Consider the following 22,400-nt stretch of genomic DNA (forward strand, 5'->3'; position numbering starts at 1 on the left):
ACTTCCTGTAGTAAGAGTTTTAAAGAAAAAACTTTATTAGAGTCCAATATTTTATATAGTTTTTTTTAAAAATATTTGCGTAACCGAATGATTACATATATATTTGTAACCGATCAGTTACATAATAAGATGAGAAGAGATGTTTTTCAGGCGATAGCCGATCCAGTTAGGAGAGATATTATAGAATTAGTTTCAAATGATACATTAACAGTGAATGAAGTAGCTGAGAAATTTGAAATTAGCAGGCCTGCAATTTCAAAACATATTAGAATTCTAAATGAATGTGGAATCATTGAAATTAGCCAAAAGGGTAGAGAACGATACTGCCAGATTCAACCAAAAAATTTAATTCCAGCTTTTTTATGGATAGAGCAATATAAGAGTCTATGGGAAGATAAAATTGACTCATTTGAAAATTACTTAATGAAATTACAAACTAAAAACAAAGAGAATGAATAATCAGAATGATGCAAAAAATCGTACAGTAACAATAGAACGAGTTTTTAATGTGCCAATATCTTTGGTATGGGAAGCATGGACTCAGCCAGAGCATATAGCCGTTTGGTGGAGTCCAAAAGGAATGGAAACTAAAGTGATAGAACACGATTTTAAAGTTGGTGGAAATTGGAAATATACCATGGAGATGCCAGATGGAAATGAATTTATAGCAGATGGAGTGTATTCTGTGATTCTGAAGTTTAAAGAAATACGTTCGTCTGCAAACTTCAAACCAATGACAGAAGGTGTAGAGATACAGGCATTGTTTGAAGAAAATGGGGATAAAACCAATTTCACCTTTAATATTATTCATACAACAGAGGAGTACCGCATTCAACAAGAAAAGATGGGAATCTTAAATGGCTGGGGCTCTGTTTTTGAAAGGCTTGAAGAGCATCTTAAAGTTACTTCTAACTAACCTGATATCATTTAGAAATATTAGGGTTCATATAAGTATTCAATTAACCTTTTAAAAAAATAAACATATATGAAAACAATGACTTGTAATCAATTGAATGGAGCTTGTGATATAGAATTTCATGCAGATACCTTTGATGAAATAGCCGAAATGAGTAAAAAACATGCTATGGAAATGTTCCAAAAAGGAGATGAGGCTCATCTTGCCGCTATGCATAAAATGCAGGAACTAATGAAATCACCTGACGCAATGAAAGAATGGTTCGAAAATAAAAGAAAAGAATTTGACAGCTTGCCTTAGAAATGATAGTGATAGTAAATAAACGTATTACTAATAGAATATTAATACCTAAAAAAGAGTAAGCAATAAGGGCTTACTCTTTTTTTCATTATTTTTAATCGATCACAGTAATTAACAGAAAGAGTAAAAAGAAAGTTTTTATATAGTATATCATAATGAACTATGTTTGTAATTATAATGTCATGATAGTATTTATTGGCAATTTATAAAACTCAAAAGAACTTCAGTTATTTATTAAAAGGCCAAAATGGTATTGAAAGCTATGAATTCACTTTTTTATGGTGATGACAATCGATTTAGAGCACCATGGAGGATATTACTATTTAGTATACTACTATTACTTTCTGTTTTACCTTTGATATGGGTGAAAAATTCTGTTTTGCAGTTTTTTGGAGCTGTGGTTATTTTGATTGTTGAGTTATACTTAAACGCAAAATATTTAGATAAAAGAAATTTTTCAGAGTATGGTATTGTATTTAAGAAAAATACTATTATTTATTTCCTTATAGGAATTATTATAGGAATAACTTCTGTTGCTATATTGTTAGGAATAGGTAGTTTAATTGGTGTGTTGTCTATAACAGAGTTTTCAACCCGTTTAAATATTGTAGCGTTATTGCTTTTTGGCGTTAAAATGTTTTTTGTAAGTATTTGGGAAGAAACATTTTTTAGAGGATACCTCTTTACCAATTTTAATGAAGGATTTCAAAGTAGTATTCTTTCAAAAAATCAATCTCTTATAGTTGCTCTATTATTATCCTCAGTATTATTTGGCTTGGCACATTTTAATAATGGCAATGCTTCATTTCTTTCTATTTTTTATCTTTCTATAAATGGGATTGTTTGGTGCGTTCCCTTTATAATTACAAAAAACTTAGGCTTGTCAATAGGATTACATATGTCATGGAATTTTGCTCAATCCAAGTTATTTGGTTTTACAATGAGCGGAAATAGATCTGAGGAATCTTTTATTAAAATTAAAAATATAGGTACCGATCTATGGACAGGGGGCGAGTATGGTCCTGAAGCAGGGATTTTGGGGCTTATTGGGTTTGCTCTAATGCTTGTTTTGTCATTGATGTATTTAAAGATTAATCGTATAAAAATCATATAATATTTTCTTTCCTTTCCTAAGAGATCCTGTATGTTTCTATAAAGTTATCTAAAGAATTCATTTCTCAAATAACTATTTTATTTCATTGATCGACCATGCAATAGTTAAAAAAATCGATTTAAAATAGTATGTTCAATAATAATTCATAATTTTGTAAATGACTGACCAGTCAGTCAGTATTTGATTCTAAATAACTATGAATAAAAAAGACCAAATTGTTGATGCTGCTACAAAACTCTTTTCAGAAAGAGGTTTTGAAAATACTCCAATTTCTTTAGTTTGTGAAAAAGCCAATGTTTCTAAGGGGCTTATTTTTCATCATTTTAAAACAAAAAATGATTTATTAAGAGAAATATTTTCAAAAACAACCCAACTAATAGTAGAGATTAGCAATTCTAAACAAACGCACAATACGGCTCAAGAAAAATTACTCGAATTAATAGAATCATTTTTCACACAATTAGAATTAGACAAAATGCTTATTCAATTAAACTTAAATATAATACTGCAACCTAACACAAGAATTATTTTAAATGATCTCATAAAAGAGAGGTCTTCTTTTATTTTGAATTCTGTTAAAAGTATTTTTCGTGACATTGATTCCAAAAATTCACTTGTAATGAGTTACTTATTTATTGCAGAGTTAGACGGGATTGCCCTCAATTATTTATGCATTTTTGATGAGTATCCTTTGCAACAAATCAAAATACATATTATTAATAAATACAGTAAATAATGAAATTTATAAAAACAGATGATATTGTTGTTATTGATAAGTTTAGAGAAGAACTTTATCAAAAGTTTTCTGCCCCTATTGATGCCATGTGGGAAAAGCTTTATATAGCTTCTTCTCAAACGTATTTAATAGAGGATGTTGACCAGAATATTGGATATTGTTGTATAGATGATAAAGGTAGTTTATTACAAATTTTTCTTTCTGATAAATATAATTATCTGATGTATAATGTCATTCAATCTTTGATTGAATCCAAATTGATAAGTTCAGCAAGCTTAAGCTCTATTGAACCGGTTTCATTTAATGCCTGTTTATCTCATTCAAAATCTATACAGACGAATACATTATGTTTTCAATATGTTAATAGAAAATTAAAAAACGAATCTTCATTAGATGTAAAGCTAGTTTCAGAAAGAGATACTCAAGGAATAAAAACTTTCCTTATGGATCAAATAGGATTTGAAGATGATTTTGGATACACAGAAAACCTAATTCAAAGAAAAGAATTTTATATGGTAAAAGAATCTGAAACTATAATTGCTACCGGTGAATGTAGGCTTAGTGATTCTCAGTTAAATATTGCAGATTTAGGAATAATCGTCAATAAAGATTACCAAAAAAGAGGATTGGGTACAGAGGTTTTACAACAACTGGTAAAAAAGGCTCAGGTGATGAAAAGAAAGCCTATATGTTCTACTACTCAAGACAATATAGCTTCAAGAAAAGCAATAGAAAAGGCAGGGTTTTATTGTTCCCATATCATTTTTGATATCAATTTTAAAGAGAATAAAATACAATTATAATGACATATCAAGATTTAGGATATAACGATAGACTTGAAGCATATAGAATCCAACAAAATTTGGATTCATTCGAAACTGGTAGAGTAATAGCTGAACATAAAGAAAGATATGTTGTTAAGACTTGTGAAAATGAGTTTAATGCCGAACTTATAGGCAATTTAAGATTTACTGCAGAAAATAGGTATGATTTTCCCGCAGTTGGCGATTGGGTTGCTTTTTCTGAATATGATGAAGGTAAGGCTTTGATTCACGCTATTTACCCTAGAAATTCTATTATAGAAAGACAAGCTGTTGGTAAATCAGGACAAATACAAATTATAGCAACAAATATTGATTTTGGTTTAATAGTTCAGGCTGTTGATAGAGATTTTAATCTGAATAGATTAGAAAGATATTTAACCATCTGTAACGCTTCTAATGTAGCTCCCGTTATTGTATTAAACAAAATAGATTTAATAAGTAAAACCGAGTTAGAATCTATTAAGGATAGAATTAAACAAAGAATTAGTGATATTCCGGTATTTACCGTGAGTCATCAAACAGCAGGGTATAAAGACTTAGAAAATTTTATAAAAAAAGGAAATACATATTGTTTGCTTGGATCTTCTGGAGTAGGAAAATCTACACTCCTTAATAACCTTTCTGGACAACTACAGATGAAAACAGGTGAAATAAGCTCTAGTGTAAATAAAGGAAAGCATACCACAAGCCATCGAGAGTTAATAGTGTTAAATAATGGAGGTATTTTGATAGATAATCCAGGAATGCGAGAAGTAGGAATTGCAGATACTACAAGTGGACTAGAAACTACATTTGAAACCATTTTCGAATATGCCCAAAACTGCAGGTTTAAAGATTGCACACATCTACATGAAAAAGGTTGTGCTATATTGAAAGCTGTCGAAAATGGTGAGATTGATGAAGACTCATATTCTAACTTTAAAAAAATGGAAAAAGAAAGAATGTATTTTGAATCGGATGCTAGGGATAGGAAAAAAAAGGATAAAGATTTGGGGAAGATTATTAAAAACGTTAAAAAGCAAAGAAAAAATAATAAATACTAAATAGAATGGTTTGTTTTTTTTGATCTTTTAGAAAAGTTCAAATCACTTTCAGTATTAATTTTTTTTAAACAAATATATATTGGTTTACTTCAAATATAATTTCATAGATATATGCATAGTGAAAAAGAAATACTTTTAAATAAAAAATAAAGATTTGATTATAAATAGGTGTAAGTTGATATTAAGAGATGTATATGACTTTTACACTGTTGTTATTTTTTGTTAAAAAACACTATGGAACAATTTTATCATAAAAATGGAAATTGTATAAGATTAAAAGAAAATAAATTGTTTGATATTATTATATTAATTGTATTCTGTCTTTCAGCCATTTACTTTATATATGTTGGTGAGACTTTGGATAGCATGCCTATCTGGGTTCTTTTTATTTTACCGATTAGTGTTTATATGTATAAAGTTAGTAGAAAAGCTCAGTTTAGATTAGATTCTTCAATTTTAGAAATATCATTTTTTGTTTTTTTTACTCAAAAATATGATTTAAAAAACTTTGAACAATTTCTAATAATTAAACATAGAATGAATTTTTTTAATAATGGAAAAGAAGTAAAAATGATTTTTAAAGGTGAAAATAAAAAAGAAGTATCCTTACTCAGAAAATATAACTTTAAAAATATTGAAAATTTTATCTCAGAAACTGAAAAAATCATTTTCAAACAATGTTTAGGCTAAATGTTTCCCATATAAAAAAGAAATGTTACTTAAGGACATACACTAAGAAAATGAAATATTTTTTAACCATTATGGTATTAATTACTTTTTCTTGTAAAGAAGAAAAAAAAGAATTTATACAACCTGATATCTTAATAGAAGGAGCTGAGTTTGATTTAACCCAATTAAGTTTTAAGGAAGATGTACTTAAGTTAGTGTCTAAATCATTGGATACTATTAATAATGATTATACTATTAAAAATTACGAAAATGCTTCTTATCCAACAAAAGAAGAGATAAAAAATATATCAAATCATAAAGGGATAACCTATTTAGATGAAAAAAGATACTACTTTCAATCCTTAGAATTAGATAGTATTGCTCAATTTCTTGGTCTACATACTAATAGTATAGAGATAGAAACAGATTCAAATTTAAAAATACAAACTTGTTGGGCTACTGCTAAGGTTTTTGATACGTTAATATTAAATTCAGTTTTACATAAGATGTATATTAAGTATGGAAAAACTATTTGGATGCAGGAATATGAAGACGAATTAGGCTTACAAAAGGTGGTCCATGCAAGTACAGACGAAAATGGTAAGGTAGTACATGAAATAAAATATAAAGAATATGATATTGATTATGAATCATATCTATACCAATATAAAATTAATTCATCTGATGATTACCATCAATGGAATTTAAAAGATAGAATACTTCAAATTAAGATATCTGATGGCAATGAATCAACAATAGACCTATCTTCTGGTGAAACAGAAAGTAAAAAATATTATAAAATTGAATTTTTAAATATTACTAAGAAAGAATATGATTTAGTGAAGAATACACTAATATCAACATCAACAGCAAACAATTATCCTATGAGGATAATAAAACCGTATTATATTAAAGAGCTAGATTTTTATACAAATTTTAGTAAATATTATATTGATGAATCCGAAGATGGAATAAAGGTTTATAATTTTAATAAGTAACATATAATATGGTGTTTTGAAAAAATGTTAACCTATTTCTTTTTCAAAAATTACTTCCCTTAGATAATAATCAGAATGTTAGGGCACAACTTTAAAAACAACGACTTGATTAAGCTGTGGAATAAATGAATTAAAATTATTATCAGATATAACCACAACTGTTCTGCTTCCACCTTCTAATTTGGGACCAAAAGTAAACCCTTCTAAGTTGTCTACTGTGTTATTTGTTAATTGGTTTCGAATGGTTTCAAAATTAAAAAGCAATGTTTTCGTGGCTTTAGTATACATATCTCCTTTTAAAGTTTCTGTAGCTAATGTGTTTGTTGCATTAGTTGCATCTACCTGATAAATTTTTACTGTATTTCCTCCATCAATATACCCTGATGAAAACGAACGTTCGAGCGCTAAAAACTTGTTTTCGTCATATTCAATGATTTCGACCAACCCATTAACTTCAAATGTGGTTCCAAGTGCAGCAGCTCTTGTTACAGGGTCCAACTCATATGCAAATTGTCGTTCGGCTATACCAGATGTCTTATTTATGAATGTAATACGTACAGGAGAGTCTGTATCTGTTGTAGTTGGTTCTGGTCCATCTTCAATGAGAGGTAACTCAAAAGAAACCCAATACCCTGTAGAATCAAAACTTAATGAAAGTCCTTCTAGCACACCATTATGTCTTGGTCCAGAAGAATCATCTAAAGTATTAGCCTTAAAATTATTAGGTAGCGTGAAACTTTTAATTTGATTGCCTTCTGGACTTATTTCTAATACAGCAGGGTCTACACCATTTGTAATCGAACCTTCACTACTATATACAATAGTATTAGTTTTTGAATCAAAACGTATGGATTCTGGATCAACAATACCTTGTGTTAAAGGAACTCCAGCATTGTCTTTTATTTCTATCATAGTACTAATACTAACAGAGGTAAAGGCATCTTTGTTATACGCTATGTCTGCTTCATAATAACGTATAGGTGGAGTAGACGTATCACATATGATATACCATTTTCCATTTTGATAATCAATACCAGAAAATCCACCAATAGGTATACCATCTATTTCCTGATTTGGAATAACAAATTCATCGATAAACTCCAAAGCACTTATCGTATTTTGTTCACTTACCGGAGGAGTAGGCATAGGATCATTATCTGTATTTATTTCAGACTCATTGTTATTATTAGATGAACAACTATAACAGAGTATGCCAATAAAGAAGATTTTCCTAAACATTTGTATCATAATGACTCTCATTTGCTGCTAAAGATATTGATTTTAGGATTAACTGATGTTTAAGAATTTATGCAGTTTAATTTTTCTTTTTCTTTAAAGGAAAATTTATTGTTTTCATAAAGATTATTTAAATGTTTTTCTGTAACAAAAAATAATTTTTTGAATTGCACAAGGGTTTTTAACTTATTAATTATGAGGTTTTTACCCCTTGTTGTTTGCTGTATTTTCAGTTACTTTAGAGTAGATATAAAAGATGGAGAACATGATCTCTATTCTTATTATTTATTAACCATTTAAGTATAAATCATTATGAAAAAATTAGCATGTAGTATTGCCTTGTGTTTCTTGGTAAACTTGGGCTTTTCACAATTCCAACACAGTTTTGGAACAGAAAAAACAGAAATAGGGATGTCTCTAGATCAGCTTCAAGAAGTTGAAAAGGGGTATTTAGTTGGAGGTTACACTTCTAAGAACTTCTTAGGAAGCCTAGAAGCCACTTTAGTTAAGACCGATCTTGATGGTAATCAAATCTGGTCTCGTATTTATGGAGGTAAAGATTATGAATACTTTAATTCTGTAAGACAATCAACTTTTTTTAGTCCAAATAATCCGGTTTCATACGTTGCCGCAGGGGTAACACGAAGTTTTGGATTTGGAGCAGGAGATGCATTCCTTATGGGGGTGGATACTAATGGTAGCCCAATCTTTTCTGCTGTTTATGGAGGTAAAGAGTTTGATATTGCCCGCTGTGTACAGAACGTCAGAGCTGTTACTGGGCAACCGGGGTATATAATGGTTGGAGAAACAAGGAGCTATACTCAAGCTTTTCCTGGGGCAAATGTATATGTTGCCCTCACAGATAGTTTTGGAAACCTACTTAGAGCAACTGTGATTGGAGGTAGAGGAGATCAACGGGGTATGTGGATTGAGCAAACAAAAGACGGAGGATATATCATTGCTGGTTCTACAACAGATTATCGTTGCGGGGTTATAACATCTATTTCTAATGCTCCTACGGATATTTTTGTTATTAAACTAAGACCTAACCTTACTATAGAATGGAGTAGGATTATTGGTTATCCTGATGAATTAGACCCAACAAGAGCATATAGAAATGCAGCTAATTGTGTAAAAGAAGATAAAAATGGAAATTATGTGTTAACAGGCTATACAACTAGCTTTGGATTGAATAATTCTCAAGATGCATTTTTGCTATTTCTGGATAATGGAGGTAACTTTTTAGGAATGAAAACCTATGGTACAGAAAGAACAGAATCAGGATATGGTCTGGAAATAACAACAAGCACAAGTGGAAATCAATTATATACTGTAGTAGGTCAACAAGTTACTTCGTCTCGTAAAGCAATGATGTTTCAGACAGATGGAGGAGGTAATTTGCTATGGGCACGTCAATATGGAGATACAAAACAAGAAACAGGGATGGAGATGGTAACTGATGATTTTGATAAAGGTTTTGCATTTACTGGATATACTACATCTCTCGGAGCAGGAGGAACTGAAATTTATTTGGTTGAAACAACAGATACAGGAAAAACAGGAACCTCTTGCGAGCGAGAAATAGATCTTAAAGAAGTTAAACATGAGCCTTGTATTACACGAAGTGCACAGCAAATTTTTGTTGATGATTACAAAAAAATAGATCCCGAAGCCATTAGAACAGAATATAAAGAAGATCGTTGCAAAAATCCTTTTGGGTCCAAGAACGAAGAGGAAAAAACATTGGGTACAAAATCAAATATTCCAATTTTGTTTCCTAATCCTGTAAATAATATTTTAACAATGAGCGTGGATAAAGGGTTGGTTATAAACCAGGCAAGTATATTTGACCTTCAAGGTAAAGAGATTATTCAAAATATAAACGTAAATGAGAAGGGAAAAATAATAGTCTCTACAGAAGTATTAAAACCAGGAATGTATATCATTAAATTACGAACAGAAACAGGAGAGATTCATCTAAAAAGATTTTTGAAAAAATAAATTTTGACTGTATTGATAATAATAGATGTTGGGCTACTTTGATGACTTCAATATTGAAGTAGCTCAATTTTCTTTTTGATTAAGAATTTAAAAAGGCGATACTATGAGTAGCTATAATTGCAGCAGTCTCTGTTCTTAACCTTGTTTCACCTAGCGTAACCGGAGTGTATCCAGACGTTAATGCCATTTCAATTTCCTTAGGAGAAAAATCTCCTTCGGGACCGATAAGGATAGTGGTATTTGATTGAAGTTGAAGAATATCTTTTAAGGATTGTTTTTTGGTTTCTTCGCAATGCGCAATTAGTAATTGACCATTTTTTTTCTCATGTACAAAATTGGAAAATGGAATTACAGGGTTTAGTTTAGGTAAATATAGTTGTAAAGATTGCTTCATAGCACTTAACAAAATACGTTCGAAACGCTCTGTTTTAATAATTTTCCTTTCGCTATGATCACAGATAATAGGAGTAATTTCATCAACACCAATTTCTGTAGCTTTTTCAAGAAACCATTCGTATCGGTCATTCATCTTAGTAGGAGCTACAACCATGTGTAACTTGTATTTTCTATTCTCCTGTTTTTCAAAAGAATTAATGTTAGCAATGCATTGAGAAGGGTTAGAAAATGTTATTTGAGCATGAAACAAATACCCAAAACCATTGGTAATATGTAGATAATCTCCTTCTTTTTTTCTAAGTACTTTGGCAATATGCTTGCTTTCTTCTCGAGAGAATTTTATCTCAGTACTAGATTCAGTTAACGTATTATTATAAAATAATTGCATTAGAATTTTATTCGGGCTTTAGCGACTACATCCATATCAGCAAAATCTTTATTCAGGTATTTTAAATGACCAACAATAGCGATCATTGCAGCATTATCCGTAGTATATTCAAATTTTGGCACAAATGTTTTCCATCCGTATTTATGTTCTCCATCTTTTAAAGCTTTTCTAATGCCAGAATTAGCAGATACACCACCTCCAATTGCGATCCTTTTGATACCAGTTTGCTTCGAAGCTTTTTTCAACTTATCAACAAGAATATTGATAATTGTGTATTGAAGAGAAGCGCAGATATCATTAAGATTTTCGGAAATAAAATTTGGATTTTCTTTAACCATTTTCTGAACAAAATAAAGGACAGAAGTTTTAAGGCCACTAAAGCTAAAATTAAGATCTCCAACTTTGGGTTTAGGAAAAGGAAAGGCTTTAGGATTTCCTAGTTGCGCATACTTATCAATTAATGGGCCACCGGGATAAGGGAGCCCAAATATTTTTGCACTTTTGTCAAAAGCTTCTCCAACGGCATCATCTATGGTCTCACCGATAATTTCCATGTCAAAATAATCATTAACTTTAACAATCTGTGTATGACCTCCACTTATGGTCATCGCCAAAAACGGAAATTCTGGTTTGTCAAAGTCATCTTCTTCAATAAAATGAGCAAGGATATGAGCTTGCATATGGTTAACATCAATTAACGGTATGTCTAAAGCTAAAGCCATAGATTTGGCAAAAGAGGTTCCTACAAGCAATGATCCCATTAATCCGGGGCCACGTGTAAAGGCAATTGCGTTTAGGTTTTTTTTGTCAATGTTAGCTTGCTTAATCGCTTGGTCAATTACAGGAACAATGTTTTGCTGATGTGCTCTCGAAGCCAATTCGGGTACTACACCACCATATTGTTCATGTATTTTTTGTGAAGCAACAACATTAGATAAAACTTTTCCGTTGCATAATATAGCTGCAGAGGTATCATCGCAAGAGGATTCAATACCGAGAATGTATATTTTTTGTGGTTCCATTATGAGGAAAAGGGCATAGAAATTGTTAATATTGTCAACAAAGTTAAAACAATAAAACGTATCAGGAAATTTAGGAAAATATTATTGAGGACATTTCTTGTCCTTTTATCGCTATTTGCATTTTTAGTGGTCCTATTTTCTATTCCTGCGGTTCAAACTTTTGTGGGTAAAAAGGTAACGAATAATCTGAATGAAAAATACGGTGTAGATATTGTTATTAATCGAATTGGATTAACCTATGCAGGTGCTGTAAACCTTCAGGAAATTTTGATAAAAGACCATCACCAGGATACACTTTTGTATGCTAATAGTATTAAAACTTCTATTCTTAATATTGGGGAAATTACAAAAGGTAAACCAAAATTAGGAAAAGTTGAAATTGAAGATTTGATCTTTAATATGAAAATTTATAAAGGAGAAAGTAGTGATAACCTTATGATATTTGTGAGAAAGTTTAATACCAAAAAGAAAACTTCTTCCAAAGAAAGGTTTGTCTTAACGACAGAAAATATATACTTAACTCAAGGAAAATATAAATTTACCAATGAAAATTTAAAAAAACCTAATGTTATTAATTACTATGATATTGTTCTCGATGCAGAGAGTTTGATTGTTGATGGACCTGATGTGTATGTAAATATAGACGCACTGTCATTTAACGATGAGAGAGGTTTGCATATTTCTAAGTTACAGACATGTTTCTCTATTAAGCCAGAAGAAATGCATTTTCAAGAACTTGTTATAGAGACGAATGATTCTAAGATAGAAGGAGAGATTTTATTTTCTTATGATGTTGGTGGTTTAGATGATTTTGAAAATAAAGTAAATATCAATGCAAATTTTGATAAAGCAAAAGTTTCTACAAATGACCTCATTCCTTTCTATAAAGAGTTTGGAAGAAATCAGATGTTTAGATTAAAAAATACATCTGTAAGAGGAGTGCTAAATGATTTTAGAGTGATTCATGCTGATATTTCTGGATTAGATAGATCCATAGTTAAAGGAGATATGAGAATTCAGAATGCCATTGGTGATGCATCAAAGTTTGAGTTAAATGGAGACTTTGAAGATTTAACAAGCAATTATTATGATCTGGTTAATTTATTACCTCGTGTTCTGGGAAATTCATTACCAAGACAATTGTATCAATTTGGTAGCGTAAAAGCAACAGGTAATGCAATAGTAACAAAAAAAGTTTTGGATGTAGATATGGATCTATATTCACAGTTAGGAAAGGTTAATGCTTTTGTTTTACTCGAAAAACTGGATGACTTAAAAAATGCTACATATAATGGAAATGTAATTTCAAATAATTTTAATGTTGGGCAATTGTTAGGTGTAAAACCTGTAGGGACATCTGCTTTTGATATTCATGTAGATGGAAGTGGTTTTACTTTAGAGAGTTTGAATACTAAAATTGAAGGAGATATCAGCAGGTTAGAAATTAATGGATACACCTATACAGGTTTAAAAGCTATAGGAAATCTTAGAGAACGTGTATTTGATGGTAACCTTAATGCAAATGACCCTAATATCAGATTTAGTTTTAATGGAGTAGCTGATTTATCACAAGAGATACATAACTATGATTTTAAAGCTTATGTAGATCATGTAGATCTTAATAAATTAAATTTATTTACCCGAGATAGCACTTCCGTTTTTAATGGAGATGTATATATGAATATGAAAGGTACAGGTATTAATGATGCCTTTGGTACTATTTCTTTCGAAAAAACTTTGTATACAAACGAGGACGCTAGTTATTATTTTGAAGATTTTGATATTACATCGAGTTTTGATGATAAAAATGTTCGTACTATTCAAATTAATAGTACAGATATAGTTGAAGGAACCGTAAAAGGGGTTTTTAGATTTGAAAATGTTTATGATCTGTTTAGAAATTCTATAGGAAGCTTATATACCAATTTTGAGGCTACAGAAATTACAGATGATGAATTCATGGAATTTAATTTCAAAGTGTATAACAAGATAGTTGATGTCTTTTTTCCAGAGATTCAGTTTGCTCCCAATACGATTATCAAAGGAAAAGTAGAAAGTAATGAATCTGATTTTAAACTTACGTTTAAATCCCCATCGATAAGAGCCTTTGATAACTATATGGAGGATGTCGATATTCAGGTAGATAATAAAAACCCTTTATTTAATACATACATTGCTATAGATAGTATTGATTCCAAATATTATGATGTTTCAGAGTTTAGTTTGATTAATGTGACGCTGAAGGATACTTTATTTATGCACTCAGAATTTAAGGGAGGGAAAAATAATGAAGATAACTTCAATTTAGAATTTTATCATACTATTAATGAAGATAATAATTCGGTATTAGGGTTTAGGAAATCTGATTTTACTTATAAAGGGTATACTTGGTATGCAAATAAGAGAAAAAGCAAAAGCAATAATAAAATTATTTTTGATAATGATTTTAAAAATATAGATATACGATCTATTATATTGAGTTTTGAAGATGAAGAAATTAAGGTTAATGGTATTACAAAAGGCAAAGATTATAAAGATTTAAAAGCAACTTTTGAGAATGTAGATCTCAATAAAATAACGCCTAGAATTGATGGTTTAAATTTTGCAGGCAGAGTAGATGGAGATTTATCTGTTCTTCAGGAAAATGGTAATTATTTTCCCAGTACAACCATTACTGTTAAAGATTTAGGGATAAATGAAACACCTTTAGGTGAGCTTAAACTTAATGTAGCAGGAAATGATGACCTTACAGAGTATAATATCAATACGAGATTAATAAATAATGAAAATCAAAAAACATTATCTGCTTTAGGAGGAATTAATGTTTCAAAAACTAACCCATTTATAGATGTCGATATAGAATTGGATCAATTCGATATTTCAGAATTTAGCGCTTTGGGAGGTATCGTTTTAGAAAACATAAGAGGATTTGTATCTGGTAATGCCAAAGTTTCAGGAAATTATAAAAATCCGTCAATTGATGGTATGTTATATCTGGATCAGGCTGGGCTTACCGTACCTTATCTAAATGTAGATCTTGATTTAGACAATGGGTCGAGAGTTATTTTAGAAAAACAACGGTTTAACTTCGATGCTGTTAATATTACAGATACAAAATATAAAACAAAAGGAATTCTTGGAGGATATATAGAACATCGCCGCTTTTCAAAATGGATGCTTGGTTTAGAATTATTGGCAAATGAAAGATTACTTGTCCTGGATACAGAAGAAGATGAAGAATCTTTGTATTACGGAACAGGTTTTATAAGTGGAGAAGCTACTATTAAAGGAGCTACCACTGAATTGGTTATTGATGTTAATGCTACTACAGAAGAAGGGACTGTTTTTAAAATACCGTTAAACGAGTCAGAATCAATAGGTGATAATACCTATATTCATTTTTTAAGCCCAGAAGAGAAACGTGCCAGATTAGAAGGGAAAGAAATTGTATTAGAGGATGTCAAAGGATTAGAACTTAATTTTGAATTGGATGTTAATGATAAAGCAGAGGTAGAGATAGTTGTCGATAAAGAAACAGGGAGTTCATTAAAAGGAAGAGGAGCAGGAACATTACTTATCGAAATTAATACTAATGGAAAGTTTAATATGTGGGGTGATTTTGTTGCGTATCAAGGGACATATAATTTTAGATATGGAGCATTTGTAGAAAAATTATTTACAGTTCGTGATGGAGGTACTATTAACTGGGATGGTAGTCCTACAAGAGCAGTTTTAGACCTTAGCGCTGTATATAAAACAGAAGCAAATCCAGCTATATTACTAGAAAACTCTTCTATAAATCGTAAAACACCAGTAGAGGTTGTGGTTGACCTTCAGGGAGAATTGACTCAACCTAATGTTAATTTTAACATAGAATTTCCTAACCTAAGTTCTGTGATAAAAAGTGAATTAGATTATAAATTAAGTGACCAGTCTAATAAGGAATTACAAGCACTATCATTAGTTTCATCTGGACAATTTTATAATGGTACTATTGATGCCAATGCTATTACAGGAGGTTTGGTGGCAGAACGTGCATCTAGTCTTTTTAATGGGATTTTTTCTGATGAGGATGATAAATTTCAAGTTGGTTTAAATTATGTGCAAGGTGTTCGTACATTAGATCAGGAAAATGCAGATCAATTTGGTTTAACACTTTCTACACAAATAAGTAATAGAATTTTAATTAATGGACGTGTAGGTGTCCCGATAGGAGGAGTGAATGAGTCCAATGTTGTTGGAGATGTAGAGATAGAATATTTGTTTAATGAAGATGGGTCTTTACGAGGAAAGATTTTTAATAGAGAAAATGATATTCAATTCATAGGAGCAGGAAATCAAGTGTATGAACAAGGAGTTGGATTGTCTTATTCTGTAGATTTTGATAATTTTAATGAACTTTGGAAAAAGATTTTTAAAAACAAAAAAGCTACAGATTCTATAATTAAACCTAAGGATACAGTTAAAATTGAAACTCCCAATTTTATTAACTTTACAGAAAAGAATAAATAATCAAGAGTAATGATTCTATTGCATAGATATTATTATTTTGCATGTTTAAAACATCAATGACCAACTAAACAACGATATAAATGGCCAAAGAGATTAGAACAATTGGTGTAATGACCTCTGGGGGAGATGCTCCGGGAATGAATGCTGCAATACGTGCTGTAGCTAGGGCATGTGCATATTATAATGTAAAATGTATAGGATTTTATAGAGGGTATCAAGGTATGATCGAGGGGGACTATTGTATAATGAATGCACGAAGTGTGCGTAATATTATTAGTAGAGGAGGTACTATACTTAAATCTGCAAGATCCAAGGAGTTTAGAACTCCAGAAGGTAGACAAAAGGCCGCTAATCATCTTAAGGAAGCAGGAGTGGATGCTATGGTTTTAATTGGTGGCGACGGTACTTTTAAAGGAGGAGAGATTTTTAGCAAAGAATTTGATATTCCTGTTATAGGTGTGCCCGGTACGATTGATAATGATATTGCAGGAACAAATTTTACTATTGGTTATGATACGGCGTTAAATACCGTAATAGGAGCTATAGATAAAATTAGAGATACTGCAAGTTCTCATGATAGGCTTTTTTTTATTGAAGTAATGGGAAGAGATGCAGGATTTATTGCTTTAAATACAGGAGTAGGAGCCGGGGCAGAAGAGATTTTAATTCCAGAGGAAGATTTAGGTCTTGACCGATTATTAGAATCATTGAAACGTAGTAAGCGTTCTGGGAAATCTTCTAGTATTGTTGTTGTTAGTGAAGGAGATAAAATAGGTAAAAATGTATATGAATTGGCAGATTATGTAACCGAAAACTTACCAGACTATGAAGTGAAGGTTACAGTTTTAGGACATATGCAACGAGGAGGATCTCCTACATGTTTTGATAGAACTTTAGCCAGTAGACTTTGTGTAAAAGCTGTGGAGCTGCTTTTGGATGGAGAGAAAAATGTAATGGTTGGAATATTAAATAACCAGATTGTAGCATCGAGTTTTGATAAAGGTCTAAAAGAAGTTCATGAAATTAACAAAGAATTACTTCGTATTTCAGATATTCTTTCTACCTAGAAATCCACTATAAAACTTATAAAGAGAAGTTACATATTAAAAAACACATATGACTATAGCTATAATTGCTCATGATGGGAAAAAAGCAGAAATGGTTCAATTTCTAAATGAACATCAAGAGATTCTCCATTCTAAGAACATAAAACTGATCTCTACAGGAACTACAGGAGAAAAAGCTAAAAGAGCGGGATTTGATGTAGAAGCATTGTTATCAGGTCCATTAGGAGGAGATGCTCAAATAGCTGCAGGAGTAGCAGAGAAGAAAGTGGATATGGTTATCTTTTTTAGAGATCCTCTTGCAAAACACCCACATGAACCTGATATTTTTATGTTAATGAGACTTTGTGACGTTTATGATGTTCCCCTTGCTACCAATCCAGCTACTGCAGAATTGCTTTTAAAAGGCCTTTAGATTTTATAAATTTACTTTTTGCACTCTTTCAACCGTGTCCTTCATAGAAAGAGATAGCCTGATAATACTATTTTCTGCAGCTATAAGATTGTGACTTACGTTGGGATCAAGAGATATAATATCACCCCTTTTAAGTACATAAGTAATATTATTGGCACCAAAACCTATTTCGCCTTCAAAAACCTCTACGGTTATTGGAAATTTAGTTTTATGCTCTTTCATTTCTTGCCCTTTTTTGAAAACAATTCTAATTTCTTTGGTAGCGTCGTTTTCTATTAATTTTGTAAGTATAGGTTTTTTCTCTCCGTAGGTTACGTCTTTGAGTAATGAAGTCAAATGCATATCTATATATTTTATTTATCCAATTCAAAAGTATAAACATTGTTCTTTTTGTTTTATGAGTTGAATCATAAATCAAAATATACTTAGTGTTGTAGTTTGCATGCTGTTAAATATGGTAGTATGTATTTTATATCAGTGGTAGATTCTATTGGGGATAGTCATATTTTAAATTTTAGAAGATCTGAATATCCATCTCTATTAGAGTTATTAGTCAATGAGTTATTTGATGATATTGGTGATTGCAAAGGTAAAGGCTTATGTGGCACTTGTCATATACGAATCAAGTCATCAATGAATTCTGTTCAGTTTTCTAATGAATTAGAGCAAAAAATATTAAAAGATCAATTGGAGTATCACCCAGATAGCAGATTGGCTTGTCAAATTCCTTTAGATAAGTATATTCATAAAATACAGATAGAAATAATCGGAAGGGATTAATTGTTTCACACATTTATTCAACATGATTTGAATCATAAAATCAAAGCAGTTACCAATAGTAGTTTTGTTTCTGAAATTTATAAAAACAAAAACTAGAATAATGAAAAAAATATGGATAGGATTTATCACGATTGTAGTGCTCTCTTTTGCAGCATTACTTTGGGTGGGAGTTAAGATATATCAAGAAAAACCTCCAATACCAGAAAAAGTAATGATAGAAGGTACAGATGAGGTTTTATTTACGAAAAAAAATATACAAAGAGGACAGAATGTTTGGGAATCTATAGGAGGGATGGAAGTTGGTTCTATTTGGGGACATGGTAGTTATGTAGCTCCCGATTGGTCGGCAGATTGGATTCACAAAGAAGCTGTATTTCTTTTAGATAAATGGTCTATTCCTTACGGAAAAGATTATGATAATCTTTCTTTGGAAGATAAAGGGCTATTAAAAGGAAGATTGATAAGTCAGATTAAAACAAATACATATGACTCTATAACGAATAATATCACGATCACGTTGGATAGAAAAGAAGCTATTCTTTCAAATTCGGCTCATTATAAAGATATTTTTTCAAATGGGCATGAAGAATATGCGATACCAAAAGAAATGTTGACAGATGAATCTAAGTTGGATGATCTTAATGCATTTTTGTTTTGGGCTTCATGGGCTGCATCTACGAACAGAATAGGAGATGATATTACATACACTTCTAATTGGCCTCATGAACCATTAATAGATAATACGATTACTATGGATGCTCAGATATGGTCCGGGTTTTCAATTGTTTTGCTCTTACTATTTATATCGATTATGGTTTGGTATCATATTCGTAGTAGTCATAATGAGGAGAATGGTGATCAAATTCCTGATACAAACCCATTAGCTCGAATAAAGTTGTTTCCCTCTCAAAAGGCGACTTTAAAATATTTTCTTGTGATTAGTTTTCTAATTGTATTGCAGGTAGTTCTTGGTATTATAACAGTTCATTATAGCGTAGAAGGTCAAGCATTTTTTGGATTCGAACTATCTCAATACCTTCCATATACAATAAGTAGAACATGGCATACACAGCTGGCAATTTTTTGGATAGCTGCAGCATGGTTATCAACGGGATTATTTATAGCTCCATTAGTTAGTAATAAAGAGTTAAAGTTCCAGAAGTTTGGAATAAACTTTTTATTTATAGCAATCCTGATCGTGGTATTGGGATCTATGGTAGGTGAGTGGCTTGGGGTTAAGCAATATTTAGAATTAACAACCAATTTTTTCTTTGGCCACCAAGGGTATGAATACATGGATTTAGGTAGGTTTTGGCAAATATTGTTAGCTGTAGGTCTGGTACTTTGGGTGTTTTTAGTAGGTAGACACATACTTGTAGGGATACGACGTAGAGACAACACACGTAACTTGCTAATTTTGTTTTTGATATCAGTAATCGCTATTGGTGCATTTTTCTTTTCAGGTTTAATGTATGGAGAAAATTCATCTTTATCTGTGATAAATTATTGGAGATGGTGGTTGGTTCATTTATGGGTAGAAGGTTTTTTTGAAGTTTTTGCTACAGTAGTTATAGCATTTTTGTTTACAAAGATGAAATTGATAAAAGAAAAAACCGCAGGTAGAGTAACTGTTTTATCAGCGATTATATTTCTTTCGGGTGGTATTATTGGAACATTACATCATTTATATTTTTCAGGAACTCCTGTACATGCAATTGCATTGGGAGCAACATTTAGTGCATTAGAAGTTGTACCTCTTACTTTGATTGGTTATGAAATTTGGGAAAATTGGAACTTGTTAAAAGTAAAAGAATGGGTAAAAGAATATAAATGGCCAATATATTTTTTCCTCGCTGTTTCATTCTGGAATATGTTAGGAGCAGGAGTATTTGGTTTTCTGATAAACCCTCCTATTGCATTGTATTATATTCAAGGACTAAATACTACTGCAGTGCATGCACATACTGCCTTATTTGGTGTATACGGGATGTTAGGAATGGGATTAATACTTTTTGCTTTGCGAATGATATCTAAGACAAAATGGAATGATAAAGTCTTAAAAATTTCATTTTGGTCATTAAATATAGGCCTACTTGCTATGGTAGTATTTAGTCTTTTGCCACAAGGTATTTTGCAGACATTGGCTTCAATTAAAGAAGGATATTGGTATGCAAGAAGTTCTGAGTTGTTATATTCACCATCATTTCAGGTAATAAAATGGTTACGTATTATAGGAGATATAATTTTTTCTGTAGGAATAGGGTATTTTTGTTGGTTTACTATTAAAGAAACTCTAAAATGTATGGTTCCTAGGGATAACTAATTCAAAAATCATTAATAGATGAAAAAGATATATGACCATAGTTTTGTTTTAACATTTATTTGGGTTGGTTTTTTATTAGCAATCAGCTTTATGGAGGCACCCTTAAAATTTCAAGCTCCCTCTGTTACTACTGCCATTGGGGTAGATATTGGAAAAATAGTTTTTGGAGCACTTAATAAAGTCGAAATTTTTTTCAGTTTGTTTTTTGCGTTACAAATCGTTAAGATTAAGAAGTTAGACTCGAAACTATTTTTGGCATTGCTGGTACTTTTTATAATTATAATAATTCAATCTTTTTATTTATTACCGATTCTTGATGCGTATGCAGAAATAGTGATTAATGGAGGGAAATCACCTTCAAATACAGAACATATCATATATGTTGTTTTAGAAATAAGTAAATTATTTCTCTTATTGTATATTGGTTATAAGCAAATAATATTATTCAAAAAGAAAATAAAAAATCATTCTTAGATCAGGATTAGTTGTTTTAATATCAGTTGATCGATAGTAATAAATGAAGCTGGTTAAAGAGAGGAGAGCTAAATTCTCCTCTCTTTTTTGGGTTTATATCGTCATAAAAGATGTTTTTAAACAGGTTTGTTTTCTTTTTTGATAATCAGAGAGTTATTCTGTTTTATGTAAGTCGTATTTGATAAAATACGACTTACTCCCCTTGTATTTACCTTACTCAGACTATTACATTTGAAAGATATAAAAGGATATCAAAAACGTAAATCATTTCCATACTTGCACTAAAAAAAGAATATAAGAATATCTCATCCTTTTAATATGTAGGATTTATTATGAATATTATCATTAAACAAATAGAACTTATACAACGTATGGATCAACTTATACGTTTGCAAGCTACGGGGACACCTGATTATCTGGCAACCAAACTTGGGATTTCAAAGACTAAATTATATCGTCTGATTAATATTATGAAGGAATTAAATGCTCCAATAACATATGATATCTCGGTCCAAAGTTTTATATATGCAGAGGTGGTTGGTTTTAAATTTGGATTTTATACTACAGATCAGAAATCAAATGAACTAAACCCATTTGTAGGATAATAACACTTGTTATTTTATGATTAATTGTTCAATAATACTTTCATAGAAAGCAATATTTAAATTTTATTACTTCTCAGAAACTAAAAAAACCAGAGTATAGCTATACTCTGGTTTTTTTAGTATGGATATATAAAAATATAACTATTGTACTGCAATTACAGAAATCTCTACATTGACAAATTTAGGCAAAGCGGCAACAGCTACGGTTTCTCTTGCTGGAGCAGTATCTTCATTAAAATAACTTCCGTATACTGCATTTACTTCAGCAAAATTATTCATATCATTTAAGAAAATTGTGGTTTTTATCACATTTTCAAAAGTCATGTTTACTTCATCTAATATAGCTTTTAGATTCTGCATTACCTGCTCTGCTTCTGTTTTGATATCATCTAATACCAATTCTCCTGTTTCGGGATTAATAGCAATCTGGCCAGATGTATATAATGTGTTACCAGTTAAAATAGCTTGATTATAAGGGCCTATTGGAGCTGGTGCTTTTGATGTAGTTATTATTTTTTTCATGAGAAGGGAATTTTAATACTATTTATTTCTATTCTATGTCATGAGATAAATGTAGAACTTAA

Annotated in this window: 22 protein-coding genes; 17 read left to right on the plus strand and 5 right to left on the minus strand. The window is 30.8% G+C overall.

All coding sequences use genetic code 11. The annotated features are described in order from the left end of the window. Positions 1-87: 87 nt before the first annotated feature. The 9 genes from PQF96_RS13550 to PQF96_RS13590 all read left to right on the plus strand — a co-directional run bounded on the left by PQF96_RS13550 (position 88) and on the right by PQF96_RS13590 (position 6,600). The gene (locus PQF96_RS13550) at positions 88-459 is read left to right on the plus strand and encodes an ArsR/SmtB family transcription factor (protein ID WP_271766814.1); all 372 of its coding nucleotides are present in this window, start codon (positions 88-90) and stop codon (positions 457-459) included. Continuing rightward, positions 452-916 (plus strand): SRPBCC family protein, encoded by a 465-nt coding sequence (locus tag PQF96_RS13555; protein WP_271766816.1) that lies wholly within the window; start codon positions 452-454, stop codon positions 914-916. Before PQF96_RS13550 ends, PQF96_RS13555 begins: the two co-directional genes overlap by 8 nt. Before the next feature lie 69 nt (positions 917-985). Then, the gene (locus PQF96_RS13560; RefSeq protein ID WP_109438326.1) at positions 986-1,216 is read left to right on the plus strand and encodes a DUF1059 domain-containing protein; all 231 of its coding nucleotides are present in this window, start codon (positions 986-988) and stop codon (positions 1,214-1,216) included. Between the two features lie 262 nt (positions 1,217-1,478). Next, positions 1,479-2,330 carry a CPBP family intramembrane glutamic endopeptidase gene (locus tag PQF96_RS13565; protein ID WP_271766818.1) on the plus strand — a complete coding sequence of 284 codons (852 nt, stop codon included), beginning with the start codon at positions 1,479-1,481 and terminating at the stop codon, positions 2,328-2,330. Positions 2,331-2,526: 196 nt separating this feature from the next. Further along, complete coding sequence (locus PQF96_RS13570; RefSeq protein WP_109438328.1) at positions 2,527-3,066, plus strand: TetR/AcrR family transcriptional regulator; 540 nt, start codon at positions 2,527-2,529, stop codon at positions 3,064-3,066. Further along, positions 3,066-3,869, plus strand: coding sequence for a GNAT family N-acetyltransferase (locus PQF96_RS13575; RefSeq protein ID WP_271766820.1), 804 nt, complete (start codon positions 3,066-3,068; stop codon positions 3,867-3,869). The genes PQF96_RS13570 and PQF96_RS13575 overlap by 1 nt, the downstream gene beginning before the upstream one ends. Next, a complete protein-coding gene (rsgA, locus tag PQF96_RS13580) occupies positions 3,869-4,933 on the plus strand; it encodes a ribosome small subunit-dependent GTPase A (protein ID WP_271766823.1) in 1,065 nt (354 codons plus the stop codon). Before PQF96_RS13575 ends, rsgA begins: the two co-directional genes overlap by 1 nt. 234 nt (positions 4,934-5,167) lie before the next feature. Beyond that, positions 5,168-5,623: a hypothetical protein gene (locus PQF96_RS13585; protein ID WP_271766824.1), complete on the plus strand. Its 456-nt coding sequence runs from the start codon at positions 5,168-5,170 to the stop codon at positions 5,621-5,623. Between the two features lie 50 nt (positions 5,624-5,673). Continuing rightward, positions 5,674-6,600: a hypothetical protein gene (locus PQF96_RS13590; RefSeq protein WP_271766825.1), complete on the plus strand. Its 927-nt coding sequence runs from the start codon at positions 5,674-5,676 to the stop codon at positions 6,598-6,600. 78 nt (positions 6,601-6,678) lie between these two features. Here PQF96_RS13590 and PQF96_RS13595 read toward each other — a convergent pair whose 3' ends face one another. Continuing rightward, entirely contained in the window at positions 6,679-7,839 is a 1,161-nt protein-coding gene (locus PQF96_RS13595; protein ID WP_271766827.1) for an esterase-like activity of phytase family protein, read from the minus strand. Positions 7,840-8,148: 309 nt separating this feature from the next. On the opposite strand from PQF96_RS13595, the gene PQF96_RS13600 reads away from it, so the two are divergent. Next, on the plus strand, positions 8,149-9,837 hold the full coding sequence (locus tag PQF96_RS13600) for a T9SS type A sorting domain-containing protein (RefSeq protein ID WP_143917897.1): 1,689 nt from the start codon (positions 8,149-8,151) through the stop codon (positions 9,835-9,837). Positions 9,838-9,916: 79 nt separating this feature from the next. Here the strand turns inward: PQF96_RS13600 and PQF96_RS13605 are convergent, their stop codons facing one another. Continuing rightward, entirely contained in the window at positions 9,917-10,621 is a 705-nt protein-coding gene (locus tag PQF96_RS13605) for a 16S rRNA (uracil(1498)-N(3))-methyltransferase (protein WP_271766829.1), read from the minus strand. Then, positions 10,621-11,643, minus strand: coding sequence for a tRNA (adenosine(37)-N6)-threonylcarbamoyltransferase complex transferase subunit TsaD (tsaD, locus tag PQF96_RS13610; protein ID WP_109438392.1), 1,023 nt, complete (start codon positions 11,641-11,643; stop codon positions 10,621-10,623). Before tsaD ends, PQF96_RS13605 begins: the two co-directional genes overlap by 1 nt. Before the next feature lie 84 nt (positions 11,644-11,727). Between tsaD and PQF96_RS13615 the strand changes: the two genes are divergently transcribed. The 3 genes from PQF96_RS13615 (at position 11,728) to PQF96_RS13625 (ending at position 17,634) form a co-directional block, all read left to right on the plus strand. Then, complete coding sequence (locus PQF96_RS13615; RefSeq protein WP_271766832.1) at positions 11,728-16,155, plus strand: translocation/assembly module TamB domain-containing protein; 4,428 nt, start codon at positions 11,728-11,730, stop codon at positions 16,153-16,155. Positions 16,156-16,235: 80 nt separating this feature from the next. Beyond that, a complete protein-coding gene (gene pfkA / locus PQF96_RS13620; RefSeq protein ID WP_109438337.1) occupies positions 16,236-17,222 on the plus strand; it encodes a 6-phosphofructokinase in 987 nt (328 codons plus the stop codon). Positions 17,223-17,271: 49 nt separating this feature from the next. Next, positions 17,272-17,634 (plus strand): methylglyoxal synthase, encoded by a 363-nt coding sequence (locus PQF96_RS13625; protein ID WP_109438338.1) that lies wholly within the window; start codon positions 17,272-17,274, stop codon positions 17,632-17,634. Between the two features lie 3 nt (positions 17,635-17,637). Here PQF96_RS13625 and PQF96_RS13630 read toward each other — a convergent pair whose 3' ends face one another. Beyond that, positions 17,638-17,976, minus strand: coding sequence for a cupin domain-containing protein (locus PQF96_RS13630; protein ID WP_109438339.1), 339 nt, complete (start codon positions 17,974-17,976; stop codon positions 17,638-17,640). A 120-nt stretch (positions 17,977-18,096) separates the two neighbouring features. Here PQF96_RS13630 and PQF96_RS13635 point away from each other — a divergent pair, with 120 nt between their 5' ends. The 4 genes from PQF96_RS13635 (at position 18,097) to PQF96_RS13650 (ending at position 21,816) form a co-directional block, all read left to right on the plus strand. Beyond that, positions 18,097-18,414, plus strand: a complete 318-nt coding sequence (locus tag PQF96_RS13635) for a 2Fe-2S iron-sulfur cluster-binding protein (RefSeq protein WP_271766834.1) — start codon at positions 18,097-18,099, stop codon at positions 18,412-18,414. A gap of 100 nt (positions 18,415-18,514) precedes the next feature. Then, positions 18,515-20,737, plus strand: a complete 2,223-nt coding sequence (locus PQF96_RS13640) for a nitric-oxide reductase large subunit (RefSeq protein WP_271766836.1) — start codon at positions 18,515-18,517, stop codon at positions 20,735-20,737. An 18-nt stretch (positions 20,738-20,755) separates the two neighbouring features. Next, on the plus strand, positions 20,756-21,211 hold the full coding sequence (locus PQF96_RS13645) for a hypothetical protein (RefSeq protein ID WP_271766838.1): 456 nt from the start codon (positions 20,756-20,758) through the stop codon (positions 21,209-21,211). Between the two features lie 332 nt (positions 21,212-21,543). Then, entirely contained in the window at positions 21,544-21,816 is a 273-nt protein-coding gene (locus tag PQF96_RS13650) for a hypothetical protein (protein WP_271766840.1), read from the plus strand. A 141-nt stretch (positions 21,817-21,957) separates the two neighbouring features. On the opposite strand, the gene PQF96_RS13655 is transcribed toward PQF96_RS13650, so the two are convergent. Beyond that, positions 21,958-22,338 (minus strand): RidA family protein, encoded by a 381-nt coding sequence (locus PQF96_RS13655; protein WP_109438344.1) that lies wholly within the window; start codon positions 22,336-22,338, stop codon positions 21,958-21,960. Between the last annotated feature and the right edge of the window lie 62 nt (positions 22,339-22,400).

The sequence above is a fragment of the Aquimarina algiphila genome (assembly GCF_947494415.1).
GTDB classification, from domain to species: domain Bacteria; phylum Bacteroidota; class Bacteroidia; order Flavobacteriales; family Flavobacteriaceae; genus Aquimarina; species Aquimarina algiphila.